Annotated in this window: 17 protein-coding genes and 2 pseudogenes; 13 read left to right on the plus strand and 6 right to left on the minus strand. The window is 72.4% G+C overall.

The genetic code is table 11. The features are described 5' to 3' along the window. Window positions 1-220 precede the first annotated feature (220 nt). The 11 genes and pseudogenes from C1703_RS13330 (at window position 221) to C1703_RS13380 (ending at window position 16,109) form a co-directional block, all read left to right on the plus strand. A complete protein-coding gene (locus C1703_RS13330) occupies window positions 221-1,330 on the plus strand; it encodes a mechanosensitive ion channel family protein (protein WP_114252600.1) in 1,110 nt (369 codons plus the stop codon). 237 nt (window positions 1,331-1,567) lie between these two features. Further along, on the plus strand, window positions 1,568-2,779 hold the full coding sequence (locus tag C1703_RS13335) for an ROK family transcriptional regulator (protein WP_114252602.1): 1,212 nt from the start codon (window positions 1,568-1,570) through the stop codon (window positions 2,777-2,779). Between the two features lie 122 nt (window positions 2,780-2,901). Then, window positions 2,902-4,167, plus strand: a complete 1,266-nt coding sequence (locus C1703_RS13340; protein ID WP_114252604.1) for a 6-phospho-beta-glucosidase — start codon at window positions 2,902-2,904, stop codon at window positions 4,165-4,167. After that, window positions 4,158-5,129: a BadF/BadG/BcrA/BcrD ATPase family protein gene (locus C1703_RS13345; RefSeq protein ID WP_114252606.1), complete on the plus strand. Its 972-nt coding sequence runs from the start codon at window positions 4,158-4,160 to the stop codon at window positions 5,127-5,129. The genes C1703_RS13340 and C1703_RS13345 overlap by 10 nt, the downstream gene beginning before the upstream one ends. Before the next feature lie 189 nt (window positions 5,130-5,318). Beyond that, window positions 5,319-6,779: a hypothetical protein gene (locus tag C1703_RS13350; protein WP_114257407.1), complete on the plus strand. Its 1,461-nt coding sequence runs from the start codon at window positions 5,319-5,321 to the stop codon at window positions 6,777-6,779. Between the two features lie 29 nt (window positions 6,780-6,808). Continuing rightward, window positions 6,809-7,837: a glutamate ABC transporter substrate-binding protein gene (locus C1703_RS13355; RefSeq protein ID WP_198678161.1), complete on the plus strand. Its 1,029-nt coding sequence runs from the start codon at window positions 6,809-6,811 to the stop codon at window positions 7,835-7,837. A 48-nt stretch (window positions 7,838-7,885) separates the two neighbouring features. Further along, on the plus strand, window positions 7,886-9,217 hold the full coding sequence (locus tag C1703_RS13360) for a hypothetical protein (protein WP_114252608.1): 1,332 nt from the start codon (window positions 7,886-7,888) through the stop codon (window positions 9,215-9,217). Beyond that, a complete protein-coding gene (locus tag C1703_RS13365; protein ID WP_114252611.1) occupies window positions 9,214-11,745 on the plus strand; it encodes a serine/threonine-protein kinase in 2,532 nt (843 codons plus the stop codon). Before C1703_RS13360 ends, C1703_RS13365 begins: the two co-directional genes overlap by 4 nt. A gap of 3 nt (window positions 11,746-11,748) precedes the next feature. Then, window positions 11,749-13,165: pseudogene (locus C1703_RS13370) on the plus strand (PP2C family serine/threonine-protein phosphatase). Between the two features lie 100 nt (window positions 13,166-13,265). Continuing rightward, window positions 13,266-14,612, plus strand: a complete 1,347-nt coding sequence (locus C1703_RS13375; protein ID WP_114252613.1) for a VWA domain-containing protein — start codon at window positions 13,266-13,268, stop codon at window positions 14,610-14,612. A 44-nt stretch (window positions 14,613-14,656) separates the two neighbouring features. Then, a pseudogene (locus C1703_RS13380) lies at window positions 14,657-16,109 on the plus strand (FHA domain-containing protein). 82 nt (window positions 16,110-16,191) lie between these two features. On the opposite strand, the gene C1703_RS13385 reads toward C1703_RS13380, so the two are convergent. Beyond that, the gene (locus C1703_RS13385) at window positions 16,192-17,199 is read right to left on the minus strand and encodes a methyltransferase domain-containing protein (RefSeq protein ID WP_114252615.1); all 1,008 of its coding nucleotides are present in this window, start codon (window positions 17,197-17,199) and stop codon (window positions 16,192-16,194) included. 66 nt (window positions 17,200-17,265) lie between these two features. Between C1703_RS13385 and C1703_RS13390 the strand changes: the two genes are divergently transcribed. Further along, the gene (locus C1703_RS13390; RefSeq protein ID WP_037765910.1) at window positions 17,266-17,679 is read left to right on the plus strand and encodes a globin; all 414 of its coding nucleotides are present in this window, start codon (window positions 17,266-17,268) and stop codon (window positions 17,677-17,679) included. 21 nt (window positions 17,680-17,700) lie between these two features. Here C1703_RS13390 and C1703_RS13395 read toward each other — a convergent pair whose 3' ends face one another. The 4 genes from C1703_RS13395 to C1703_RS13410 all read right to left on the minus strand — a co-directional run bounded on the left by C1703_RS13395 (window position 17,701) and on the right by C1703_RS13410 (window position 21,070). Beyond that, window positions 17,701-18,369 (minus strand): hypothetical protein, encoded by a 669-nt coding sequence (locus tag C1703_RS13395; RefSeq protein ID WP_114252617.1) that lies wholly within the window; start codon window positions 18,367-18,369, stop codon window positions 17,701-17,703. Then, window positions 18,366-18,779 carry a thioesterase family protein gene (locus C1703_RS13400; RefSeq protein ID WP_031120823.1) on the minus strand — a complete coding sequence of 138 codons (414 nt, stop codon included), beginning with the start codon at window positions 18,777-18,779 and terminating at the stop codon, window positions 18,366-18,368. The genes C1703_RS13395 and C1703_RS13400 overlap by 4 nt, the downstream gene beginning before the upstream one ends. A gap of 2 nt (window positions 18,780-18,781) precedes the next feature. Beyond that, on the minus strand, window positions 18,782-20,446 hold the full coding sequence (gene ettA, locus C1703_RS13405; protein ID WP_037765916.1) for an energy-dependent translational throttle protein EttA: 1,665 nt from the start codon (window positions 20,444-20,446) through the stop codon (window positions 18,782-18,784). A gap of 171 nt (window positions 20,447-20,617) precedes the next feature. Next, complete coding sequence (locus C1703_RS13410; protein WP_114252619.1) at window positions 20,618-21,070, minus strand: Lrp/AsnC family transcriptional regulator; 453 nt, start codon at window positions 21,068-21,070, stop codon at window positions 20,618-20,620. 146 nt (window positions 21,071-21,216) lie between these two features. Here C1703_RS13410 and C1703_RS13415 point away from each other — a divergent pair, with 146 nt between their 5' ends. Beyond that, a complete protein-coding gene (locus C1703_RS13415; RefSeq protein WP_232840471.1) occupies window positions 21,217-22,260 on the plus strand; it encodes a DMT family transporter in 1,044 nt (347 codons plus the stop codon). Here C1703_RS13415 and C1703_RS40285 read toward each other — a convergent pair. Beyond that, window positions 22,200-22,628: an excalibur calcium-binding domain-containing protein gene (locus C1703_RS40285; protein ID WP_343236398.1), complete on the minus strand. Its 429-nt coding sequence runs from the start codon at window positions 22,626-22,628 to the stop codon at window positions 22,200-22,202. The two genes, C1703_RS13415 and C1703_RS40285, sit on opposite strands and share 61 nt — an antisense overlap. Between the last annotated feature and the right edge of the window lie 406 nt (window positions 22,629-23,034).

Consider the following 23,034-nt stretch of genomic DNA (forward strand, 5'->3'; position numbering starts at 1 on the left):
CCGTAACGGGCTGGGAGTGTTTTCGACCACATCTGATTCATCCCCCGGACCATGGCCTGTTCAAGCCCAGGTGAGCACGGTCTCTCCTTCACACATTCCGAGGGAGCACACACAATGCCCCGTTAGTGTGGTGGTTCTGCCCCTTCGGTGACCCAACCGTGACCTTGACCCCCCAGGACCACCGCACCGGGGCAGACCGCTGCACCTGGAGGTACCTGTCGTGTCCTTGTCCGTTGCGGACGCCGTCCTGCTGGCCGCCGGCCCGTCGCCGTCGCCGAGCCCGTCGGATATGCAGTCCCCGAGAGTGCCCTCGCTCCAGGACGCCCAGGAGAGCGCGACGAACGCCGCCGGCTGGGTCGAGCAGAACTGGTCGACCTGGCTCGCGATCGGGTTGCAGGTCCTGCTGGTCCTGGTCATAGCGGCCGTGCTGAGGGTCGCGGTGCGGCGGGCGATCACCAAGCTCATAGACCGGATGAGCCGCACGGCGCAGAGCTCGGACGGGAGTCCGCTGGGCGGCCTGCTGGTCAATGTCGAGCGCCGCCGTCAGCGCTCGCAGGCGATCGGCTCGGTGCTGCGCTCGGTGGCCAGCTTCCTCATCATGGGCACGGCCGCCCTGATGATCCTCTCCGCGTTCAACATCAACCTGGCCCCGCTGCTGGCCTCCGCCGGTGTCGCGGGCGTGGCGATCGGTTTCGGCGCCCGCAACCTGGTCACGGACTTCCTCTCCGGCGTCTTCATGATCCTGGAGGACCAGTACGGCGTCGGCGACACGATCGACGCGGGCGTCGCCTCCGGCGAGGTGATCGAGGTGGGCCTGCGCGTGACCAAGCTGCGCGGCGACAACGGCGAGATCTGGTACGTCCGCAACGGCGAGGTCAAGCGCATCGGCAACCTCTCGCAGGGCTGGGCGACGGCCAACGTCGACGTCACGGTCGCCGCCTCCGAGGACCTGGACAAGGTCAAGGCCACGCTCGACGAGGTCGCCGGGAAGATGGGCGCCGAGGAGCCCTGGAACGAGCTGCTGTGGGGCCCGATCGAGGTGCTGGGCCTGGACAGCGTCCTGCTGGACTCGATGGTCGTGCGGCTCTCGGCCAAGACGATGCCGGGCAAGTCCCTGACCGTGGAGCGCGAGCTGCGCTGGCGCGTCAAGCGGGCCTTCGACGCGGCGGACATCAGGATCGTCGGCGGCGCCACGGCCCCGGCGGAGGAGGCGCCCGACGACCCCACGGCGGGGATGGCGGCCCCGTCGGCGTACGCGAACACGGCGTCCCCGCAGTCGGCGGCGGCGTCCCCGCTCACGCCCCCCGCGCCGACGAGCACCACGAAGTAGCGGCTCCGAGGCGAAAGCGGCCCGAAGAGGGCGGCACCCGGCAGACCCGGGTGCCGCCCTCTTCACGTGCCCGGAGCACGCCGAGCCGTCCTCCCTTGACGCCCGCACGGCGACGGGCCTACCTTCCTCCCCACCGATAGGAAACTTTCCTAACAGCGCACCGGACCGCAGCACGCGATGGACTTCCGTCCCCGGTCACCGAGAAGGTGAGCAACCGAAAGGCAGGTGTGGACACACATGGCAGGAACCGCCGGCACGCCGGGCACCCCGCGCGTCCTGCGCGCCATGAACGACCGGGCCGCCCTCGACCTGCTCCTGGAACACGGCCGGCTCTCCCGTACCCGCATCGGCAAGCTCACCGGCCTGTCCAAGCCCACCGCGTCCCAGCTCCTGGCCCGCCTGGAGGCGGCCGGGCTCGTCCTGGCCACCGGCACCACCGCAGGCCGGCCGGGCCCGCACGCCCAGCTGTACGAGGTCAACCCGGCGGCCGGTCACGCCGCCGGGCTCGACGTCACCCCCGAGCGGATCCTGGCCGCGGTCGCCGACATCACCGGCCGCACGGTCGGCCGCTTCGAACTGCCCACCCCCGGCAGGCGCACCGGCACCCCGGTCGTCCAGCAGGTCACCGACGCCCTGGACGGCGCGGTGAAGGCGGCGGGCCTCACCCGGGACGACGTCCACCGCCTGGTCATCGGCACCCCCGGCGCCTTCGACCCCACCACGGGCCGCCTGCGCTACGCCGCCCACCTGCCCGGCTGGCACTCCCCCACCCTCCTGGACGGGCTCGCCGCCGCCCTGCCGATGCCCTTCGAGTACGAGAACGACGTCAACCTCGTCGCGCTCGCCGAACAGCGCCTCGGCGCGGCCCGGGGCCACGCGGACTTCGTGCTGCTGTGGAACCAGGAGGGCCTGGGCGCCGCCCTGGTCCTCGGCGGCCGGCTGCACCGCGGCTGGACCGGCGGCGCGGGCGAGGTCGGCTTCCTGCCCGTGCCGGGCACGCCCCTGGTCCGCCAGGTCACCAAGGCCAACAGCGGCGGCTACCAGGAGCTGGCCGGCGCCCAGGCCGTCCCGCGCCTGGCCCGCGAACTGGGCATCGAGGACATCCCCGAGGGCCCGTACACCGAGGCCGCCGCCCACCTGCTGGCCCGGGCGGCACAGAGCGACGACGACGCCCACCGCCGCCTCCTCGAGACCTACGCGACCCGGCTCGCCACCGGTCTGGCCTCCCTCGTCTCGGTCCTCGACCCCGAGCTCGTCGTCCTGAGCGGCGCGGCCCTCACCTCGGGCGGCGAGGCGCTGCGCGCCCTCGTCCAGGCCGAGCTGGAGGAGCTGGCCGCGTCCCGCCCGCGCCTGGTCGTGGGCGACGTCCGTGAACACCCCGTGCTGCGCGGCGCGCTGGAGAGCGCGCTCGCGACCACGCGCGACGAGGTCTTCGACACCTCCCGCTGACCCCACCCCCCTCGCCCTCCTCGCCACCGTCCTGGTGATGGCGCCCGTGATCCTCGTGTTCTTCTGCGCCCAGAAGGCGTTTGCAGAGGGTGTCACGCTCACCGGAGTGAAGGGTTGGACGTATGAAACTCACCGTGGTCGGCGGAGGTTCGACCTACACCCCCGAACTCGTGGACGGCTTCGCCCGCCTGAGGGACACCCTGCCCGTCGGGGAACTGGTCCTCATGGACCCCGCCGAGGACCGTCTGGCCCTGGTGGGCGGCCTCGCCCGCCGCATCCTGGCCCGCCAGGGCCACCCCGGCCGGATCACCACCACCACCGACCTGGACGAGGCGGTGGACGGCGCGGACGCGGTCCTCCTGCAACTCCGCGTGGGCGGCCAGGCGGCCCGCCAACAGGACGAGACCTGGCCCCTGGAGTGCGGCTGCGTGGGCCAGGAGACCACCGGCGCCGGGGGCCTGGCGAAAGCCCTGCGCACGGTCCCGGTCGTCCTGGACATCGCGGACCGCGTCCGCCGCACCAACCCCCGTGCCTGGATCATCGACTTCACCAACCCGGTCGGCATCGTGACCCGCGCCCTGCTCCAGGCGGGCCACAGGGCGATCGGCCTGTGCAACGTGGCGATCGGCCTGCAACGCACGTTCGCCCGCCTGCTGGACGTCGCGCCCACCGACCTCCACCTGGACCACGTGGGCCTCAACCACCTCACCTGGGAGACGGCGGTCCGCCTGGGCGGCCCGGAGGGCGAGGACGTCCTGCCGAAGCTGCTGACCGCCCACGGCGACACCATCGCCACCGGCCTCCGCCTCCCGCGCCCCCTGCTCGACACGCTGGGGACGATCCCCTCCTACTACCTGCGCTACTACTACGCGCACGACGAGGTCGTACGAGACCTCCGGACGAAACCCTCCCGGGCGGCCGAAGTCGCCGACATGGAACGGCGTCTGCTGGAGATGTACGCGGACCCGGCCCTGGACGAGAAGCCGGACCTGCTCGCCAAGCGGGGCGGCGCCTACTACTCCGAGGCAGCCGTGGACCTGGCGGCGTCCCTGCTGGGCAACACGGGCACGCCCTACCAGGTGGTGAACACGCACAACAACGGCACGCTCCCCTTCCTCCCCGACGACGCGGTGATCGAGGTCCAGGCGGCGGTGAGCGCCAAGGGCGCCTCCCCCCTCCCCGTCCGCCCCGTGGACCCCGTCTACGCGGGCCTGATGGCCAACGTCACGGCCTACGAGCACCTCGCCCTCGAAGCCGCCCTGCACGGCGGCCGGGACCGCGTCTTCCGCGCCCTGCTCGCCCACCCCCTCATCGGCCAGTACGCGTACGCCGAGACGCTCACCGACCGGCTCGTCGCACACAACCGGGAGCACCTCGCGTGGGCCTGACCGCACGTGTCCTCGCGATCGACGCGGGCAACAGCAAGACGGACGTCGCGATCGTGACGGCGGACGGAGAAGTCCTGGCCACGGCACGCGGGGACGGCTTCCGCCCACCGGCCGTGGGCCTCGACACGGCGATGCGAACCCTCGCCGAACCGGTCGCCCAGGCCCTCACCACCGCCGGGACGCCCTCGGTCACCCACGTCTCGGCATGCCTGGCCAACGCCGACTTCCCCGTCGAGGAGGACCAGTTGGCGGTGGCCCTGAGGTCGCACCACTGGGGCACGACGGTGACGGTCCGCAACGACACCTTCGCGATCCTCCGCGCCGGCGTCACCGAACCCCGGGGTGTCGCGGTCGTCTGCGGCGCGGGCATCAACTGCGTGGGCATGCGCCCCGACGGCCGCACCGCCCGCTTCCCCGCACTCGGCAGGGTCTCCGGCGACTGGGGCGGCGGCTGGGGCCTGTCCGAGGAGGCCCTGTGGCACGCCGCCCGCGCGGAGGACGGCCGCGGCGCCCCCACCGCCCTCGCCCACACCCTCCCCGCCCACTTCGGCCTGCCCTCCATGTACGCCCTCATCGAGGCCCTGCACCTGGGGCACATCCCACCGCCCCGACGCCACGAACTGACTCCGGTCCTGTTCACCACGGCCGCCGACGGCGACCCGATCGCCCGCAGGATCGTGGAACGCCAGGCCGAAGAGGTCGTCTCCATGGCGGTGGTGGCCCTGACCCGCCTGGACCTCCTGGCCGAGGAGACCCCCGTCCTCCTGGGCGGCGGCGTCCTGGCAGCTCGCCACCCACAACTCGACGACCACATCGAGCACTTGCTCAGGAGCCGGGCGCCCAAGGCGGTACCACAGGTGGTGACGGCGAGCCCGGTCCTGGGGGCGGCATTGCTGGGACTGGACAGGGTGGGGTCCGGAAAGGGAGCACAGGAGCGATTGCGGAGGCACTTCGACGGGTGAGACGCCACCCGGCGTCCCTTGCCGGCACGAGCGGCCCGTCCCCACGGGAACCGAACCCCCTCCCCCGACGTGTACCTACAAGCGGTGTTGCTTCACGCTGCGATCCGATCAAGATCGAGGCAAGGCCGGTGCGGATGTCAGTCCCGGCAGCGATACTTGCGGCGACGGATGACCATGGGGGAGGTCACAGTGACATACCCGCCGAAGAGCAGCACACCACCACCGGGCCCCAACCTGCCCACCCTCCCGGCCGTCCCGGCACAACCGGCACCCCCGGCCGCCCCACCCACCAGCACCAACACCGGCACCGGCAGCAGCCCCACCCGCCCCCCCCCCCGCCGCACCGCCTTCGCCGAGGGCCTCGACCAACTCCGCGCCGCGGCCACCACCGAACCCGGCCGCCTCCGCATCATCGGCGCCCTCCTGGCCCTCCTCGTCATCGCCTTCGGCACCGTCACCGCCTGGCAGATGACCACCCGCGCGGCCGCCGCCGACGACGTTCTCACCAGCAGCCAGCCCCTCAGCTCCGACGCGGCCGACATCTACCGCTCCCTCGCGGACGCCAACACCGCCGCCTCCAGCGGCTTCCTCGCCGGCGGCCAGGAGACGGCCGCCACTCGCGACCGCTACGAGAAAGACATTCGCACGGCCGCCGAGAAACTCGTCAACGCCGCCGCCAACGCCGACCCGGACTCCCCGTCCACCGCGACGATCGCCGAACTCAACCGGCTCCTCCCGGAGTACAAGGGCCTGGTCGAACGCGCCCGCACCTACAACCGCCAGGGCTTCCCCGTCGGCGGCGCCTACCTCCGCTACGCCAACGAGAAGATGCAGCAGCAGATGCTCCCGGCGGCGGAGGACCTGTACAAGAAGGAGAACCAGCGCCTGAGGGCGGACTACGCGGACGCCACGCCCTACCCCTGGGCGGCCATCGCCCTCGGCATCGCCGCCCTCGCCGCCCTCGCCTGGGCCCAGCGTCGCACGTACCAGCGGACGAACAGGGTCCTGAACCACGGCCTGGTCGCCGCCACGGCGACGGCGACCGTCGTCCTCCTGTGGCTGGTCGTCGGCCACAGCGTCGCCCGCGCGGGCCTGAACGACTCCTACGACCACGGCGTCCGCTCCCTGAACGTCCTGCACGACGCCCGCATCGCCTCCCTCAAGGCCCGGGGCAACGAGAACCTGACGCTGGTGGCCCGCGGCGCCGAGACGAAGAAGGTCGGCGCCGACACGTACGACGCCTACGACTACGACTTCGGCACGGACATCAAGGCCCTCGCCCGGCACCTGGCGGCAGCCGGGAACCTCGCCGACGACACCTCCGGCGAACAGCCGGTCACCGCCGCCGTCGGCAACATGAAGGAGTGGCAGAAGCGCCACACCGCGGCCCGCGAACAGGACGAGCACGGCAACTACCAGCAGGCACTGGACATGGTCATCGGCCCCGAGGGCGCGACCGGCGAGTGCTTCGACAGCGTCGACAAGAACCTGCACACGGCCCTCGTGCACGAGGAAGCCGAGTTCAAGCGCGCGGCCGATGACGGCAGGGACGCCCTGACGGGCCTCGCGGCGGGCGCGGCCGTCCTCGCGGTCCTGGGCGCCGCGGGCGCGGTCCTGGGCATCGGCCGCAGGCTGTCGGAGTACCGATGAACGGGCCGAGGACGAGAGGAGGCACGACGATGCGCAGCACGCTCAGGGGCTGGGGCGGAGTGACCGCGATGGCAGTCGTCTGCGCCCTGGTGGCGTTGATCGCCCTGTGCCTCCCCCGAACCGCCGTCACCGCGGACGGCCGCTCCGCCGCCCCGGCCACCCACACCGGCCAGGCCACCCGGACCCAGGCGGAGGAGGACTGCGGCTCCCCGGAGAAGCAGACCCTCACCCCGTCCGCCGCGGACGGCGACACCATCAAGGCGATCAAGAACCGCAAGGGCGAGAAGCGCAAGCTGATCGTCGGCGTCGACCAGAACAGCTACCGCTGGGGCTACCGCAACCCCAACAGCGGCAAGACCGCGGAGCTCGAGGGCTTCGACATCGACCTGGTCCACCGCATCGCCGAGGACATCCTCGGCGACCCGGACGCCGTCCAGTTCAAGGCGATCCCGACGAACCAGCGCATCCCGGCGATCAAGGACGGCCGCGTGGACATGGTCGTCCGCACGATGACGATCAACTGCGAGCGCATCAAGGACGTCGCCTTCTCCGCGCCCTACTTCAAGACGGGCCAGCAGGTCCTGGCCCCCAAGTCCTCACCCGTCAAGGGCTACGACGACACGCTCGCGCACCGCAGGATCTGCACGGCGGCGGGCTCCACGGCGTACTCGACGCTGGAGGAGGACCAGAAGGACGGCGAACTCCCCTCCACCACCGACATCTCCACGACCGTCCCGAACCAACTCGACTGCCTGGTGCGGCTCCAGCTCGGTGAGGTCGACGCGGTGGTGACCGACGGCGCGCTCGCCGCGAGCCAGGCGGCACAGGATCCCACGGTCCAGCTCAAGGGTGACGCCTTCACTGCCGAGTACTACGGCGTGGCGATGAAGAAGGACGCCGACGATCTGGTACGCCGGGTCAACCAGATCCTGGTGGACTACCGCAGGGACACGGCGAACGGCTGGCAGGCGTCGTACGACAGATGGCTGTCGGCAACACTGGGCAAGGATGCGAGGAAGTCGGAACCCCCGGCACCGCAGTACCTCCGCACGACCTGACCACTGGACCGACCCCCCGACCGGCACTACCGCAGCGAGAGGTGATCGATGGGCGTCACGGGATCCACCGGGCCGGTGATGGACCGGGACGAGGTGGACCGTGCGCTGGCGCGGCTCGGCGCGGAGCACGAGGCGATAGAGACCTCGCTCCTCGCCCTGCAGGACCACGCGGGCCGCAGGCTGCTGGAGGGCGCCGAGCTCACCGGCGTCACCCGGGAGCGCTGGACGTCGACGGAGGCGTCGATCACGCTGCTGTGGACGTACTTCGACGCGTACACGGACGCGCTGCGCACGGCCCGCGAGATCCGGGCCCGCCGCCGCTGGTCCAGCCGCGAGGACCTGGTGGAGCTGACGGAACTCCTGAGCGGCGAGTCCGTCACGGTCGCGGGCAGCGCCACCGCGACGGCCAACGCCCCGACCCTGAACGGCACTGCGAACAAACTCAGCGAACGCTACTCGCTCGCCACGCTCGTCGACCGGATGAACGAGCTGTACGCGACGAGCCTGGACATGGTGGTCGCCGCCGACGCGGTCTGGTCGGCGCTGCCGGCCCGGATCGACCTGCTGGCGGCCGAACTCCAGCGCACCCGCCGGCTCGCGCACTCGGTCGGCGTCCGCCCCGGCGAGCACCCGGCGGGCGACGACCTGGAGCGCATCACGCGCACGCTGACGAAGCTGCGCGCGGAGGTGGTGTCGGACCCGCTGGCGTACTGGGTCCCGGCCGAGGGCAGTTCGGCGCCGGGCGGCGGCCGGCCGGACACGACGGTGTACGACCGTGAGGCGCGCGCCCTGGAGGACGTGCGCCGGGAGATCGACGCGGTGCTGACGGTTCGTCAGGACGCCGAGAAGCGGATCGTCAAGCTGCGGGACATCCTCAGCCGCGCGGACCGCACGCTCGCCGAGGCGCGCACCGCCCGCGGCGAGGTCCTCGCGAAGATCGCCGCGACGGAGGTGCCGGTCGTCAGCGGCCCGCCGACCGCGCTGCAGGAGCAGCTGGCGGCGGCCGCGGAGTACCGCCGGCAGGCGCAGTGGCACCGGTTGTCCCCGCTGCTGGAGTCGCTGGAAGAGAAGGCGGAGGACGAACTGCTGCGCGCCCGCGAGTCGTTGACGGCGGTCACCGCGCCGCTGGCGGTCCGCGCCGAGCTGCGCGGCCGGCTCGACGCGTACAAGGCGAAGGTCGCCCGGCACGGCTTCGCGGAGGACACGCTGCTGGTGGAGCGCTACGAGAAGGCGCGCCGCATGCTGTGGAGCGCCCCCTGCGACCTGCGCGCCGCCGAGCAGGCGGTGCTGCGCTACCAGCAGGCGGCCGCGGAAGTGCTCGGCGGCCCGCGGGTGCCGGACCAGGGCGTCGTGGAGGACGACCGGAGGGGGAGTCCATGAGTGAGGCACGCACATGTCAACGCCCCACCTGCGACGGCAGCTACGAGGACGTGGGCGGCGGCGAACTGTACTGCGACACCTGCGGCCTCGCCCCGGTCGTCGCGCCTGGGGGTCCCCCCTCCGGGGGAGGCCTGGTCGGGTCACCCCCCACCGGCATCACCGCCGGCGGCAAGGGCGGCTCGGGGGGCAGCGGCAGCTCCCGCTCCGGCAGCCGCAGTTCCCGTACGTCGTCGCAGTCGTCGAAGTCGCGCCGCTCGGTGTCGGGACGCCTCTCGCGCTCCCTGTCGGGCAAGTCGACGGGCCGCTCGGTGTCGGTGCGCAGCTCCGGTTCCGCCGCCGGTTCCTCGTCCCGGGGGCGGCTGGGTGCCGGGCTGGTCCAGGTCCCGCCGATCCCGCGGCCCGACCCGCGCGCGATGGTCCTGGACAACCCCGAGGTGCCCGAGCGGAAGCGGTTCTGCTCGCGCTCGGACTGCGGCGCCCCGGTGGGCCGGGCGCGCGGCGACCGGCCGGGGCGTACGGAGGGTTTCTGCACCAAGTGCGGGCACCCGTACTCGTTCGTGCCGAAGCTGAAGGCCGGGGACGTGGTGCACGGCCAGTACGAGGTGGTCGGCTGCCTCGCGCACGGCGGTCTCGGCTGGATCTACCTCGCCGTCGACCGGGCGGTCTCGGACCGCTGGGTGGTCCTCAAGGGCCTGCTGGACACGGGCGACCAGGACGCGATGGCCGCGGCGATCTCCGAGCGGCGCTTCCTGGCGGAGATCGAGCACGCCAACATCGTGCGGATCTACAACTTCGTGGAGCACCTGGACCAGCGCACGGGCTCGCTCGACGGCTACATCGTCATGGAGTACGTCGGCGGCAAGTCCCTCAAGGAGATCGCCAACGCCCGCCGCACCCCGGACGGCCGGCGCGACCCGCTGCCGGTGGAGCAGGCCTGCGCGTACGGCATCGAGGCGCTGGAGGCGCTCGGCCACCTGCACAGCCGGAACCTGCTGTACTGCGACTTCAAGGTCGACAACGCGATCCAGACCGAGGACCAGCTGAAGCTGATCGACATGGGCGCGGTGCGCAGGATGGACGACGAGGAGTCGGCCATCTACGGCACGGTCGGCTACCAGGCGCCGGAGGTGGCCGAGGCCGGCCCGTCGGTGGCGAGCGACCTGTACACCGTCGCCCGCACCCTCGCCGTCCTGACCTTCGACTTCCAGGGCTACACGAACGTCTACGCGGACTCCCTGCCCGACCCGGACCACATCGAGGTCTTCCGGCAGTACGAGTCGTTCTACCGCCTCCTGGTCCGCGCCACGGACCCCGACCCGGCCCGCCGGTTCGCCTCCGCGCAGGAGATGACCGAGCAGCTCACGGGCGTCCTGCGGGAGGTCGTCTCCCTGCAGACGGGCCGAGCCCGGCCGGCCCTGTCCACGCTGTTCGGCCCGGAGCTGCGGGTCACGGACACCGAGCTGTTCCCGAAGCTCGACGGTGAGGTGTCACGGCTGGGTGCGCGGGCGGTCCGCACCCGGCGCGGCGCCCCCGCGCTGCCCGCCGTCCCGGCTCAGCCGCAGCGCCCCGGCAGCGCCCAGGGCCTCGTCAAACCGGTCGACACCGGTGCCGCCGCCCTGGCCCTGCCCGTGCCCCGGGTCGACCCGACCGACCCCAACGCCGGTTTCCTGGCGGGCCTGATGACCTCCGCGCCGGCCGAGCTGCTCGGTGCCCTCGCGGCGGCTCCGAGCCCGTCGATCGAGACGCGGCTGCGACAGCTCCGGGCCTGGCTGGAGACGGGCGATCCGGCCGCCGCGCTTCAGGCCCTGGCCAGGCTGGAGGGCGAGCGGCCCGACGACTGGCGGGTGGTCTGGTACCGGGGCGTGGCCGCGCTGGTGACCGGCGACGACGAGGGCGCCGCCCTCGCCTTCGACGCGATCTACGACGCGTTCCCGGGCGAGATCGCGCCCAAGCTGGCGCTGGCGCTGTGCGCGGAGGTGCTGGGCCAGCTCGACAACGCCGCCGAGTACTACCGGCTGGTGTGGTCGACGGACCTGAGCTATGTGAGCGCCGCCTTCGGGCTGGCCCGCGTGCAGTTGGCGACCGGGGACCGGCGCGGTGCCGTACGGACGCTGGAGTCGGTCCCGGAGTCCTCCATCCACTACACGGCCGCCCGGGTGGCGGCCGTCCGCGCGCGGCTGCGGCAGCGCACGGCGACGGCGTCCGACGTGCCGTTCCTGGAGGACCTGACGGCCGCCGCGGCGCAGGTCGAGGCGCTGGAGGCGTACGGTCTGGATCCGGCGCGCCGGGAGCAGTTGTCGGCCGAAGTCCTCGGCTGCGCGCTGGACTGGGTACTCTCCGGGGGCCAGGGTTCCGCCCCTCCCGCCGCCGGAGGACGGACGCTGCTCGGCAGCGGCCTGGACGAACGGGGCCTGCGCTTCGGCCTGGAGCGTTCGTACCGCACGCTGGCCCGGCTGGCGCGGGGCGGCGAGGAGAGGATCGACCTGGTGGAACGTGCCAATCGTTACCGCCCCCGGACGTGGGTGTAGTTGATGTCGCAGATGCCCCAGTTGTCCGCCTGCCCGAGTTGCGAGGAACCCCTCGAGTCGGGTGACCGTTTCTGCGGCGCGTGCGGATACGACCTGTCCGCCGTGCCGGCACGGCCTCAGGACAACCCCACCATCACCATGAACGGCTCGGTGCCCGTCCAGGGCGCTCCGGCCGGTGCGTATCCCGAGCCCCCGGCGGCGCCCCCCGCCGGCGCGCCCTGGCCCGCCCCCGGGCCGGACGGCCCGGGCACCCCGGGCGCGGCGCACCTGCCGACGGACCTCCCGGGCACGGACTCGGGCGGCTCCGCCCTGCCGCCGGGCACGCCGCCGCCGCCGGCCGCCCCGCCGGCCCCGGCCACGGGCGTGCGGTTCGACCGGCCGCCGCAGCCCGACGGGTACGCGGGGCCGGCCGAGGTGTACCGGACCCAGCCCGACGAGTACCCCCTCCAGGCACCGGACCCCCGGGTGTCCGCCGAGCTCGCGGCCCCGGCCGCGGGCGCCGGCGGCAAGGTCTGCGTGGCCTGCCGAGCCGGCCGCGTGGACGACGACGGCTACTGCGAGAACTGCGGCCACGCCCAGCCGCGCGAACGGGACCACATGGAGCAGGAGTCCGGCCCGGTGGCCGCGGTCAGCGACCGCGGCCTGCGCCACCACCGCAACGAGGACGCGTTCGCCCTCGGCACCACCGCGCTGCCCGACGGCTCCCCCGCCTCGGTGGCCATCGTCTGCGACGGCGTCTCCTCGGCGACCCGCCCCGACGACGCCTCCGCTGCGGCGGCCAGGGCGGCGAGCGAGACCCTGCTGGCGGCGCTGCCGCGCGGGGCCCACCCGCAGCAGGCGATGCACGACGCGATCGTCGCCGCCTCGCGCGCCGTCAACTCCCTCGCCGAGGAGCCCGCCACGGCCCGCGAGCACGCCCCGCACCAGAACGCCCCGGCGTGCACGATCGTCGGCGCGGTGGTGACGTCGGGCCTGCTGATCGTCGGCTGGGTCGGCGACAGCCGCGCCTACTGGGTCCCGGTCGACCGGAGCGCTCCCCCGGCCCGGCTCACCGAGGACGACTCCTGGGCCGCGCAGATGGTCGCCGCGGGCCTGATGAACGAGGCCGAGGCCTACGCCGACGAGCGCGCCCACGCGATCACCGGCTGGCTCGGCGCGGACGCCTACGAACTGGAGCCGCACACCGCCGCGTTCAAGCCGGACCGGCCGGGCGTGGTGGTCGTCTGCACGGACGGCCTGTGGAACTACGCCGAGGCGGCGGAGGACATGGCCCGGGTCGTTCCGCTCGACGCCGCCGCGCACCCGCTGCACAGCGCCCGGGGTGCTCGTCGGCCACGCCCTGGACGGCGGGGGCCACGACAACGTAACAGTGGCGCTCGTGCCGTTCCCGGCCGTGCCCCAGGGGGCAGGATCGGCCTGAGGCCACGTACGGGGGCGCCTCGGCGGACCGGAGGGGACCGGTCCGCCCAACCGTCAGCACCCCGCCGCGGTGGGGGCTTTGGAGGGGGATCGAAGCAGCCATGGCGAATTTCTCGAAGTCGAACGTGCCCCAGTTCTCGGTGGACGTGTACCAGAACGAGTACCTGCCGGAGGGCGCCGGCGAGGTCAACGCCATCGTCACGGTGACGGCGACCGGCGGCGGCACGATCGGCAGCGCGGTCGCGGCGCCCCACCTCTACTCGCCCGGCCAGGGCCCGTCCGCGGCCATGGCGCTCATGGTCGACTGCTCGGGGTCGATGGACTACCCGCCGACCAAGATGCGCAACGCCCGGGACGCCACGGCCGCGGCGATCGACACGCTGCGCGACGGCGTCCACTTCGCGGTGATCGGCGGAACGCACGAGGCCAAGGAGGTCTACCCCGGCGGCGGACGCCTCGCGGTCGCCGACGCCACCACCCGCGACCAGGCCAAGCGGGCGCTGCGTTCGCTCAGTGCGGGCGGCGGCACGGCCATCGGCACCTGGCTGAAACTGGCCGACCGCCTGCTGTCCTCCGCGGACGTCGCCATCCGGCACGGCATCCTGCTCACCGACGGCCGCAACGAGCACGAGTCGCCCCAGGACCTGAAGGCCGCGCTCGACGCGTGCGCCGGGCGCTTCACGTGCGACGCGCGCGGTGTGGGCACCGACTGGGAAGTGAAAGAAGTCACAGGGATCGCCTCCGCCCTGCTCGGCACGGCCGACATCGTCGCCGATCCGGCCGGGCTCGCCGCCGACTTCACGCGGATGATGGAGACGGCGATGGGCAAGGAGGTCGCGGACGTCTCACTGCGGCTGTGGACCCCCGTCGACACGACGGTGAAGTTCGTCAAGCAGGTCGCGCCCACGGTCGAGGAACTGACCGACCGGCGCACCGAGGCGGGCCCCCGGGCGGGCGACTACCCCCTTGGTTCCTGGGGCGACGAGTCCCGTGACTACCACGTCTGCGTGGAGGTCCCGGCCGCGAACATCGGCCAGGAGATGCTGGCGGCCCGGATCTCGCTGGTCATTCCGCAGCCCGACGGCAGCGTCCAGAACCTCGGGGCGCAGGGCCTGGTGCGGGCCGTGTGGACGGACGACATGGTCGCCTCGACGTCGATCAACCCTCAGGTCGCCCACTACACCGGCCAGGCCGAACTGGCACAAGTCATCCAACAAGGGCTGGATCTCCGCAAGTCGGGAGATATGGACGGAGCAACGGCCAAACTGGGCAGGGCCGTTCAGCTCGCGAGTGCGTCGGGGAACGCCGATACTGCGAAACTGCTTGCGAAGGTGGTGGACGTGGTCGATGCCGCGACCGGTACTGTGCGACTGAAGGCGAAGGTCGAGGAGGCCGACGAGATGACGCTCGAGACCCGGTCCACCAAGACTGTTCGCGTGAAGAAGTGACCTAGAGCAGTGGCCTAGAAGGAACGAAGGAGGGACGCGCCGACATGCCGACCTGCCCGAACGGACACCAGTCGGGTTCCGACGACTGGTGCGAGGTCTGCGGTCACCGCATGGCGGGTGCCGTGCCTCCGCCTCCTCCCCCCGCCGCCCCCGCCGGGCGGCGGCTACGGCTTCCCGCCCCCCGCCGGTCCGGGCGGCCCCGGCGGCCCCGGCGGCCCTCCCGGCGGCCCGGGTGGGCGCCCGCCGCACCTGTCCGCCGTGCCGAACGCCGAGCCGGAGCTCTGCCCGCAGTGCCGCACGCCCCGTGAGGGCGGCGCCCCGTTCTGCGAGGAGTGCCGGTGGAACTTCCTGACGAACACGGCGACCTCGTACACCCCCGCCGCCCCGCCCCCGCCCGGCCCGGGCGGGCGTTTCCAGCCACCGGGCCAGCCCGGCCCCGGAGGCCCGTCGTACGGCGGCGGTGACGGATACGACTACCAGAGTTCGCGCCCGTCGCAGATGAACCGCCCGGCCGAGCCGATCCCGCCCTTCGGCGGCGACCCCTCGGCCCGGCCCGGCGGCCCCGGCCCGGGTGGTCCCGGCGGTCCGGGTGGCCCCGGTGGTCCTGGTGGCCCCGGCCCCGGCGCTCCCGGTGGCCCCGGCGGTTTCGGTCGCCCGGGTGGTCCCGGCGGCCCGGGTGGTCCCGGCCAGGGCGGCTACGGCTACCCGCAGCCCGGCCCGCCCCAGGGCCCGCCCGGTCCCGGCGGTCCGAACGGTCCCGGCGGTCCGAACGGTCCCGGCGGTCCGAACGGCCCCGGTGGGCCCGGCGGCGGTCCGCAGGCCTTCCAGCAGTCCGGCCCGCCCGCCCCGCCCGGTTTCCCGCAGGAGACCCGGCGGCCCCCGCAGCAGGGCGGCCCGTCCTTCGGCGGCGGTGACGACGACTGGGTGATCCCCCCGCCGTCGTCCACCGGCCCGGGTGGCCACGGCGGCCCGGGTGGTCATGGCGGCCCGGGCCCCGGCCAGGGCGGCTACGGCTACCCGCAGCCCGGCGCGACCCAGGCCCCGCCCGGCCCCGGCGGCTTCCCGCAGCAGCCCCAGGCGCCCCAGGGACCGGCGACGTGGACCGCGACCATCGGCCCGGACCGCGAGTACTTCATGGCGATGATGCAGCGCTCCGGCCCCGAGGCCGCGGGCCTGAACCTGCCCGCGTACTCGCCCGAGCAGCAGCGCACGCTCACCGGCAACCAGATCACGATCGGCCGTCGCCGGCACTCCACCGGCGACACCCCCGACATCGACCTGTCGGTGCCGCCGGAGGACCCGGGCGTCTCGCACCAGCACGCGGTGCTGGTCCAGCAGCCGGACGGCAGCTGGGCGGTCGTCGACCAGAACTCGACGAACGGCACGACGGTCAACGGCTCGGAGGAGCCGATCCAGCCGTTCGTGCCCGTGCCGCTGCAGGACGGCGACCGGGTGCACGTGGGCGCCTGGACGACGATCACGATCCGCCGCGGCTGAGCGAGCCCGTTCGGCCCGGTCAACCGGGTCGGCCCGGTCAACCGGGTCGGCCCGGTCCCGGTCAGCCCGGTCAGGAGCCTCGTCAGGACGGGAGGGGCCAGGCGTACGGCCCCTCCGGGTCGTCCAGCCAGGCCCACTCCCGCTCACCGCTGACCGTGATGCCGTAGCGCTCGCGCTGCGGCCTGCCCTCCTGCTCCCACAGCGCGAGGGCCTCCTGCGGGTCGAGGCTGCCGCGGGTCAGGGCCAGCAGGAAGCGGAACAGGTCGTCCTCCCTGGCCCGGCGCGGTACTCCGCCGAGCTGGACCGGCTCGCCCCCGGGCCGGCTCGCGCCCCGCAGCGGCACGAAGTAGGCGGGCGTGTGCAGGAAGCGCCCCTCGGCGTGCTCGGCGTCGCTCACCGTCAGGACGACCAGGCCGGTGGCGAGCGGGATGAGGATCCGGCCACCGGGGCGGCTCTGCGCGAGCCAGGCGCGCGGCACGGTGCCGAGGGCGCAGGTGGCGATGATCCGGTCGAACGGGGCGCGCTCGGGCACGCCCCGGGCGCCGTCGCCGGTGACGACGACCGGGTGGTACCCGGCAGCGGCCAGGTGCCGGCGGGCCGACTCGGTGATCTCCGGGTCGAGATCGACGGTGGTGACCCGGTCGTCGCCGAGCCGGTGGGCCAGCAGGGCGGCGTTGTACCCGGTCCCGGCGCCGATCTCCAGCACGGAGTGCCCGTCCCGCACGTCCAGCGCGGCCAGCATGTCCGCCATCAGCGACGGCTGGCTGCTGGAGGACAGCAGCTCGCCGTCGCGCAGCCGGGTCGCCAGCGGGGTGTCCTCGTAGGCGCCGCGCACCCACCGCTCGCGCGCCTCCCGCTCGGGGCTCTCGCCCCAGCGGCGTTCGTAGCCGCCGGCGACGCCGACGTAGTAGTACGGCACGAAGAGGTGGCGCGGGACCGCGGCGAACGCCTCCCGCCACACCGGGTCGGCGGCCCAGGCACCGCTCGCGTCGATCCGGCGCACCAGCGCCGCCCGCGCGGAGGCGGCGAGACCGTCCAGGTCCCTGTCGGCTTCCGTGTCGGCTTCCCTGTCGGGAGCATGCCCGCCCATACCCCCACACTAAGGGCACGGGGGCCGGTCCTAGGCCTTGAGTCCTATGTCCCCGTGTCTGAGAGCATGGAGGGCGTGAAAGAGATTCGGCGCGGCACGCTTCAGGAGCAGACCTTCTACGAGCAGGTCGGCGGGGAGGAGACCTTCCGTCGGCTCGTCCACCGTTTCTACGAGGGAGTCGCGGAGGACCCGCTGCTGCGGCCCATGTATCCCGAGGAGGACCTGGGCCCGGCCGAGGAGCGGCTCACGCTCTTCCTCATCCAGTACTGGGGCGGCCCCACGACGTACAGCGACAACCGCGGCCATCCCCGCCTGCGGATGCGGCACGCGCCCTTCACGGTCGACCGCGCGGCGCACGACGCCTGGCTGAAGCACATGCGGGTCGCCGTCGAGGAGCTCGGGCTGTCCGAGGAGCACGAGCACACGCTGTGGAACTACCTGACGTACGCGGCGGCGTCGATGGTGAACACCCCGGGCTGACGCGCGGGGGCGTGGCGCCGGTCAGCGGACGCTGACGTCCAGCGCCCCGAGCCCGGCCCGCCGTACGGCGACCGACCCGTACGGTGTGCGCAGCCGGAGCCAGGCGCCCGAGGAGAACAGCGCCGGCGGCGCTCCGGGCCGCAGGAAGCCGAGTGACTGCGCGGCGTGCACGGCCCGGACAGGCAGCCGGGTGTCGCCGACCGTGCGGGACCAGATGTCCCGGCCGATCCGGTCCAGCTCGGCCCGGGTGCGCCGCTCGTCGGGCAACTCCTGCGTGCGGGCGCGGAACTCGGCGACCGCGGCGGCCACCAGCGAGCGCAGGGCGTCCGGCGCGGGCAGCCCCGGCTCTGGCCGCCAGCCGCCGCGCGGCGGCAGCACGCCCGCCCACGGCGGCCCGGTGACGGCACCCGGCACGACGGCCGTGGCGCCCGCCTCGTCCACCGACTCCAGCAGCTCACCGGCGGACACGGTCACGTCCAGCGTGACGTCGAGCCCGTTCTCGTACGGCTTCGCCAGCCGCACGGCGCGGATCGCCAGCACTTCGAAGGACGGCGGCCGCCCGAAGACGGCGAGCGCGGTGCCCGCGGCCTGCAGGCGCACCGCGGCTCCACGGTCGTAGTGGAGCAGCCGGGAGAGGAAGGCCGCGAGATCCGCCGCCTCCCCCTCGTCGGCGAGGTGGAGCACCGTCATGCGGCGACGGCCTCCCCCTCGTCGTCGTCCGTGTACTCCTGGAGGAACTCGCGTTCCTCCGCGGTGATCCGGCGCGGGCGCTGGGCCTCGAAGTCGAACGGCACTATCACCGTCGAGGCCCGGACGTAGACGACGTCGTCGTCCTTCACCTCGTAGGTGAGGGTGAAGGACGCGGCCCTGATCTCCGTGACCCACAGCTCGATGTCGACCGGGTGGTGCCGGTGGACGAGCTGCCGCTTGTAGTCGATCTCATGGCGAGCCACCACGGACCCCTGCTTGAAGTCCTTCTCCGGGCGGAACAGGAAGTCGATACGGGCCTCCTCCAGGTAGCGGAGGAACACCACGTTGTTGACGTGGCCGTACGCGTCCATGTCCGCCCAGCGCAGCGGGCAGCGGTAGATGTGCCGCAAGATCAGCCCCGGGTCAGCTTCTTGTAGGTGGCGCGGTGCGGACGGGAGGCGTCCGGGCCGAGCCGCTCCACCTTGTTCTTCTCGTAGGACTCGAAGTTGCCCTCGAACCAGAACCACTTGGACTCGCCCTCGTAGGCGAGGATGTGCGTGGCGATGCGGTCCAGGAACCACCGGTCGTGGGAGACCACGACGGCGCAGCCGGGGAACTCCAGCAGCGCGTTCTCCAGGCTGGAGAGCGTCTCGACGTCGAGGTCGTTGGTCGGCTCGTCGAGGAGCAGCAGGTTGCCGCCCTGCTTGAGGGTGAGCGCGAGGTTCAGCCGGTTGCGCTCACCGCCGGAGAGCACGCCGGCCGGCTTCTGCTGGTCCGGCCCCTTGAACCCGAAGGCGGAGACGTACGCGCGGGACGGCATCTCGACCTGCCCGACATTGATGTAGTCGAGCTCATCGCTGACGACGGCCCACAGCGTCTTCTTCGGGTCGATGTTCTCGCGGCTCTGGTCCACGTACGAGATCTTGACGGTGTCGCCGACCTTGATGGAGCCGGAGTCCGGCTCCTCGATGCCCTGGATCATCTTGAACAGGGTGGTCTTGCCGGCGCCGTTCGGGCCGATGATGCCGACGATGCCGTTGCGCGGCAGCGTGAAGGAGAGGTCGTCGATGAGCAGCTTGTCGCCGAAGCCCTTGGTGAGGTTGTTGACCTCGACGACGACGTTGCCCAGGCGGGGGCCCGGCGGGATCTGGATCTCCTCGAAGTCCAGCTTCCGCATCTTGTCGGCCTCGGCGGCCATCTCCTCGTAGCGGGCCAGACGCGCCTTGGACTTGGCCTGCCGCCCCTTGGCGTTGGAGCGCACCCACTCCAGCTCTTCCTTGAGCCGCTTCTGCCGCTTGGCGTCCTTCTGCCCCTCGACCTTGAGGCGGGCCGCCTTGGTCTCCAGGTACTTCGAGTAGTTGCCCTCGTAGGGGTAGAGGCGACCGCGGTCGACCTCGCAGATCCACTGGGCGACGTTGTCGAGGAAGTACCGGTCGTGGGTGACCGCGACGACGGTGCCCGGGTACTTGGCCAGGTGCTGCTCCAGCCAGTTCACCGACTCGGCGTCGAGGTGGTTGGTGGGCTCGTCGAGCAGCAGCAGGTCGGGCTGCTCCAGCAGCAGCTTGCACAGCGCGACACGGCGGCGCTCACCACCGGAGAGGTTGGTGACGGCCCAGTCGCCGGGCGGGCAGCCCAGGGCGTCCATGGCCTGCTCCAGCTGCGCGTCGAGGTCCCAGGCGTTGGCGTGGTCGAGCTGCTCCTGGAGCTTGCCCATCTCGTCCATGAGCTCGTCGGAGTAGTCGGTCGCCATCTGCTCGGCGATCTCGTTGAACCGGTCGAGCTTGCCCTTGATCTCGGCGACACCCTCCTGGACGTTCTCCAGGACGGTCTTCTCCTCGTTCAGCGGCGGCTCCTGGAGCAGGATGCCGACCGTGTAACCGGGAGTGAGGAAGGCGTCACCGTTGGACGGCTGCTCGATGCCGGCCATGATCTTCAGGATCGTCGACTTGCCGGCGCCGTTCGGGCCGACGACGCCGATCTTCGCCCCCGGCAGGAAGCTCGTCGTCACGTCGTCGAGGATCACCTTGTCGCCGTGCGCTTTGCGCGCCTTGCGCATGGTGTAAATGAACTCAGCCAAGAGAAACCGTCCGGCAGCTTGAAACTGGCAGTGGGCAGATACACCCCATCTTGCCGTACGGCTACCCCTGGGTGGAAACGCGTATGGGTGGGGGGCTGTGACCTGGGGGTTCGTGGTGGGCGGCCGAGGCTCGCGCCGTGCGCCACGCCCCAGCACCGAGGGGTGGGCGGACTATGCCGGATCGATGACCTTCTTGCGCATGTGCCCGTAGACCACCGACGTCCGTACGTCGGCGAGTTCCGGGCGCTTCGCCAGCTTCTCCAGGACCACCGCGTGCAGGTGGTCGGTGTCCCGGACGGCGACGTGCACGAGGAAGTCGTCGTTCCCGGTGAGGACGAAGATCGAGATGACCTCCGGCATCCCCTCCAAGAAGGTCTGGAAGGTCTCGATCACAGCACGTGTCGGCGGACGGACCCGTACGGCGATCACCGCCTGCAGCCCGCGGCCGATCGCCGCGAGGTCCGCCTCCGCGTGAAATCCCGTCAGGACGCCGCTCTTGCGCAGCGACCGGATTCGCTCCAGACAGGTGGACGGGGCGATACCGAGTTCCTGGGCCATGTCCCGGTTGGTGCGCCGACCGTCCTCCTGGAGCATCCGCACCAACGCCGAATCTAGTTCGTCCACGCTTGCCTCACTCCACCGGATTCCGAAGGTAATTCGGACTCTTCGCATCACCTTCGATGATCTTGTTAGCCTCCAGCCTAGTCGACCGATGTTTGTTCGGTCACGTCGCGGTGGGCGCAGTGGGTAGCGGAGAGGGGCGACTTGGTATGCGCAAACGAGGACCCACGGTGTGGGCGGTGTGCGCGGTCATGGCGGCCGCGCTGTTCTGGAGCAGTTCGTACGCGGTGACCAAGCAGGTGCTGGAGGACGTCGGCCCGCTCAGTATCGGCGCCATCAGGTTCACCCTCGCGGCGTTACTCCTGGGCGTGATGGTACGGCTGAGCAGGCACCGCCCGGCCCGTCCGGACCCCCGGCAGCGGCGGCAGCTCTACCTGAGCGGCTTCCTCGGCATCACCGTGTACTTCATCCTGGAGAACGTCGGGGTCGACCTGTCCACGGCCTCCGACGCGTCGCTGATCGTGGCCACGTACCCGCTGATGACGATGCTGGTGGAACTGGTCGTCCTCCGCACCCGGATGCCGCTGCCGCGTGTGACGGGCGTGCTGCTGGCCACCGTCGGCGCCTTCCTCGTCGTACGCAACGGCGCCGAGGTCGGCGGCAGTGCGCGCTGGCTGGGGGACATCCTGCTGCTGCTCGGCGGGCTGGCCTGGGCCGGCTACAACGTGCTCGGCAAGCGCGCGAGCGCCGGCCAGGACGCCGTGAGCGTCACCTATTACCAGACCCTGGCGGGTGCGGCCGGCTTCCTGCTCGCGTCCCTGCTGGAGGCCGACGACTGGCGGATGCCGGGCGCGACCGCCTCATCGCTGCTGGTCTATCTGGCCGTGGCGTGTTCGGTCGGCGGCTTCCTGCTCTACAACTACGGCCTGCGCAGGATGGCGTCGAGCGTCGCGGTCAACATCCTCAACCTGGTACCGGTCTTCGGCGTCATCGGCGCCGTCGTGATCAACGGGGAGTCGATCCGGCTCGCCCAGGTGACGGGCGGCCTGATCATCATCGCCGGGGTGGCGCTCGGCATGATCGAGCAGGGACAGGATGACGCCGCGCATCCGCGCGCGAAGGGAAGCGAGCCGTCCGGGGGTGCGACCGCCCGGACCGGGGGCGCTCCGTCCCCGCCCCTGGAGTCGGGGACTCACGGTGGATACGGTTCGCAGGCCTCTCCGTCGCCGTCCCGGTCGAGATGGGGCGCGTAGCCGGGCTCGCCCGTGAACAGGGGTGCGTCGCCGGCGGCTCGTGCCGCGTCGCAGTTCTCGTAGTAGGGGGAGGCTTCGTCGGGTGGCGGGTCCAGCTCGGTCACCTCTCGTATGTCGGCCCCCACGATCGTGCCGCCGCGAACCGTGTAGGTGCCCTCGAAAATCCGCAGCGTGCCGTCGGTCTGTGTGGCCTCGAGCGTGACCGAGACGGTGTCGCCGTCCGCGCGGAGGATGTGCACCGTGTCGTGGGCGGTGGTGGCGAACCCGTCCACGAAGGCCTGGTAGGAGCCGGAGAGGTTCTTGCCCCCGAGATCCCATGCCCGCCGGTAGTCCCGAGCGTTGATCGCGGCGATATAGTCGCGGACCACGGACGACGCGCTGTCGGCCGTCGGTGACTCGGCCGGCCGAGGGGACACGGGGGCCGACGGCGTCGACCGCTCAGGGGCCGGCGGCGTTTCCGTCGGCTCTGGCGTCGGGGTCGGAGGTGGAGTGGGCGTCGGCGTGGCCGTCGAGGTTGTGGGCGCCACGGTGATGGTGTTGGTCACCGTGGCCGGGCTCTGCGTGGGCGTCGAGTCGGTGCCCTGGCAACCGGTCACGGCCACTACCGCCGACAACAGCAGCAACAGGACTCCCAGATGAATAAGGCGGCCCATCTGCCCCACCTCGCGAGTTGGGTGCCTGTCTTCAGAGTGCGCCCCCGATCGGCGGACGGCAACGCTCGCTCGGAGCCGTCGTCGCGATGAGTTCCGGCCCGGCCCGGAGTCTGTTCCGGTG

The sequence above is a fragment of the Streptomyces sp. Go-475 genome, from assembly GCF_003330845.1.
Taxonomy (GTDB): domain Bacteria; phylum Actinomycetota; class Actinomycetes; order Streptomycetales; family Streptomycetaceae; genus Streptomyces.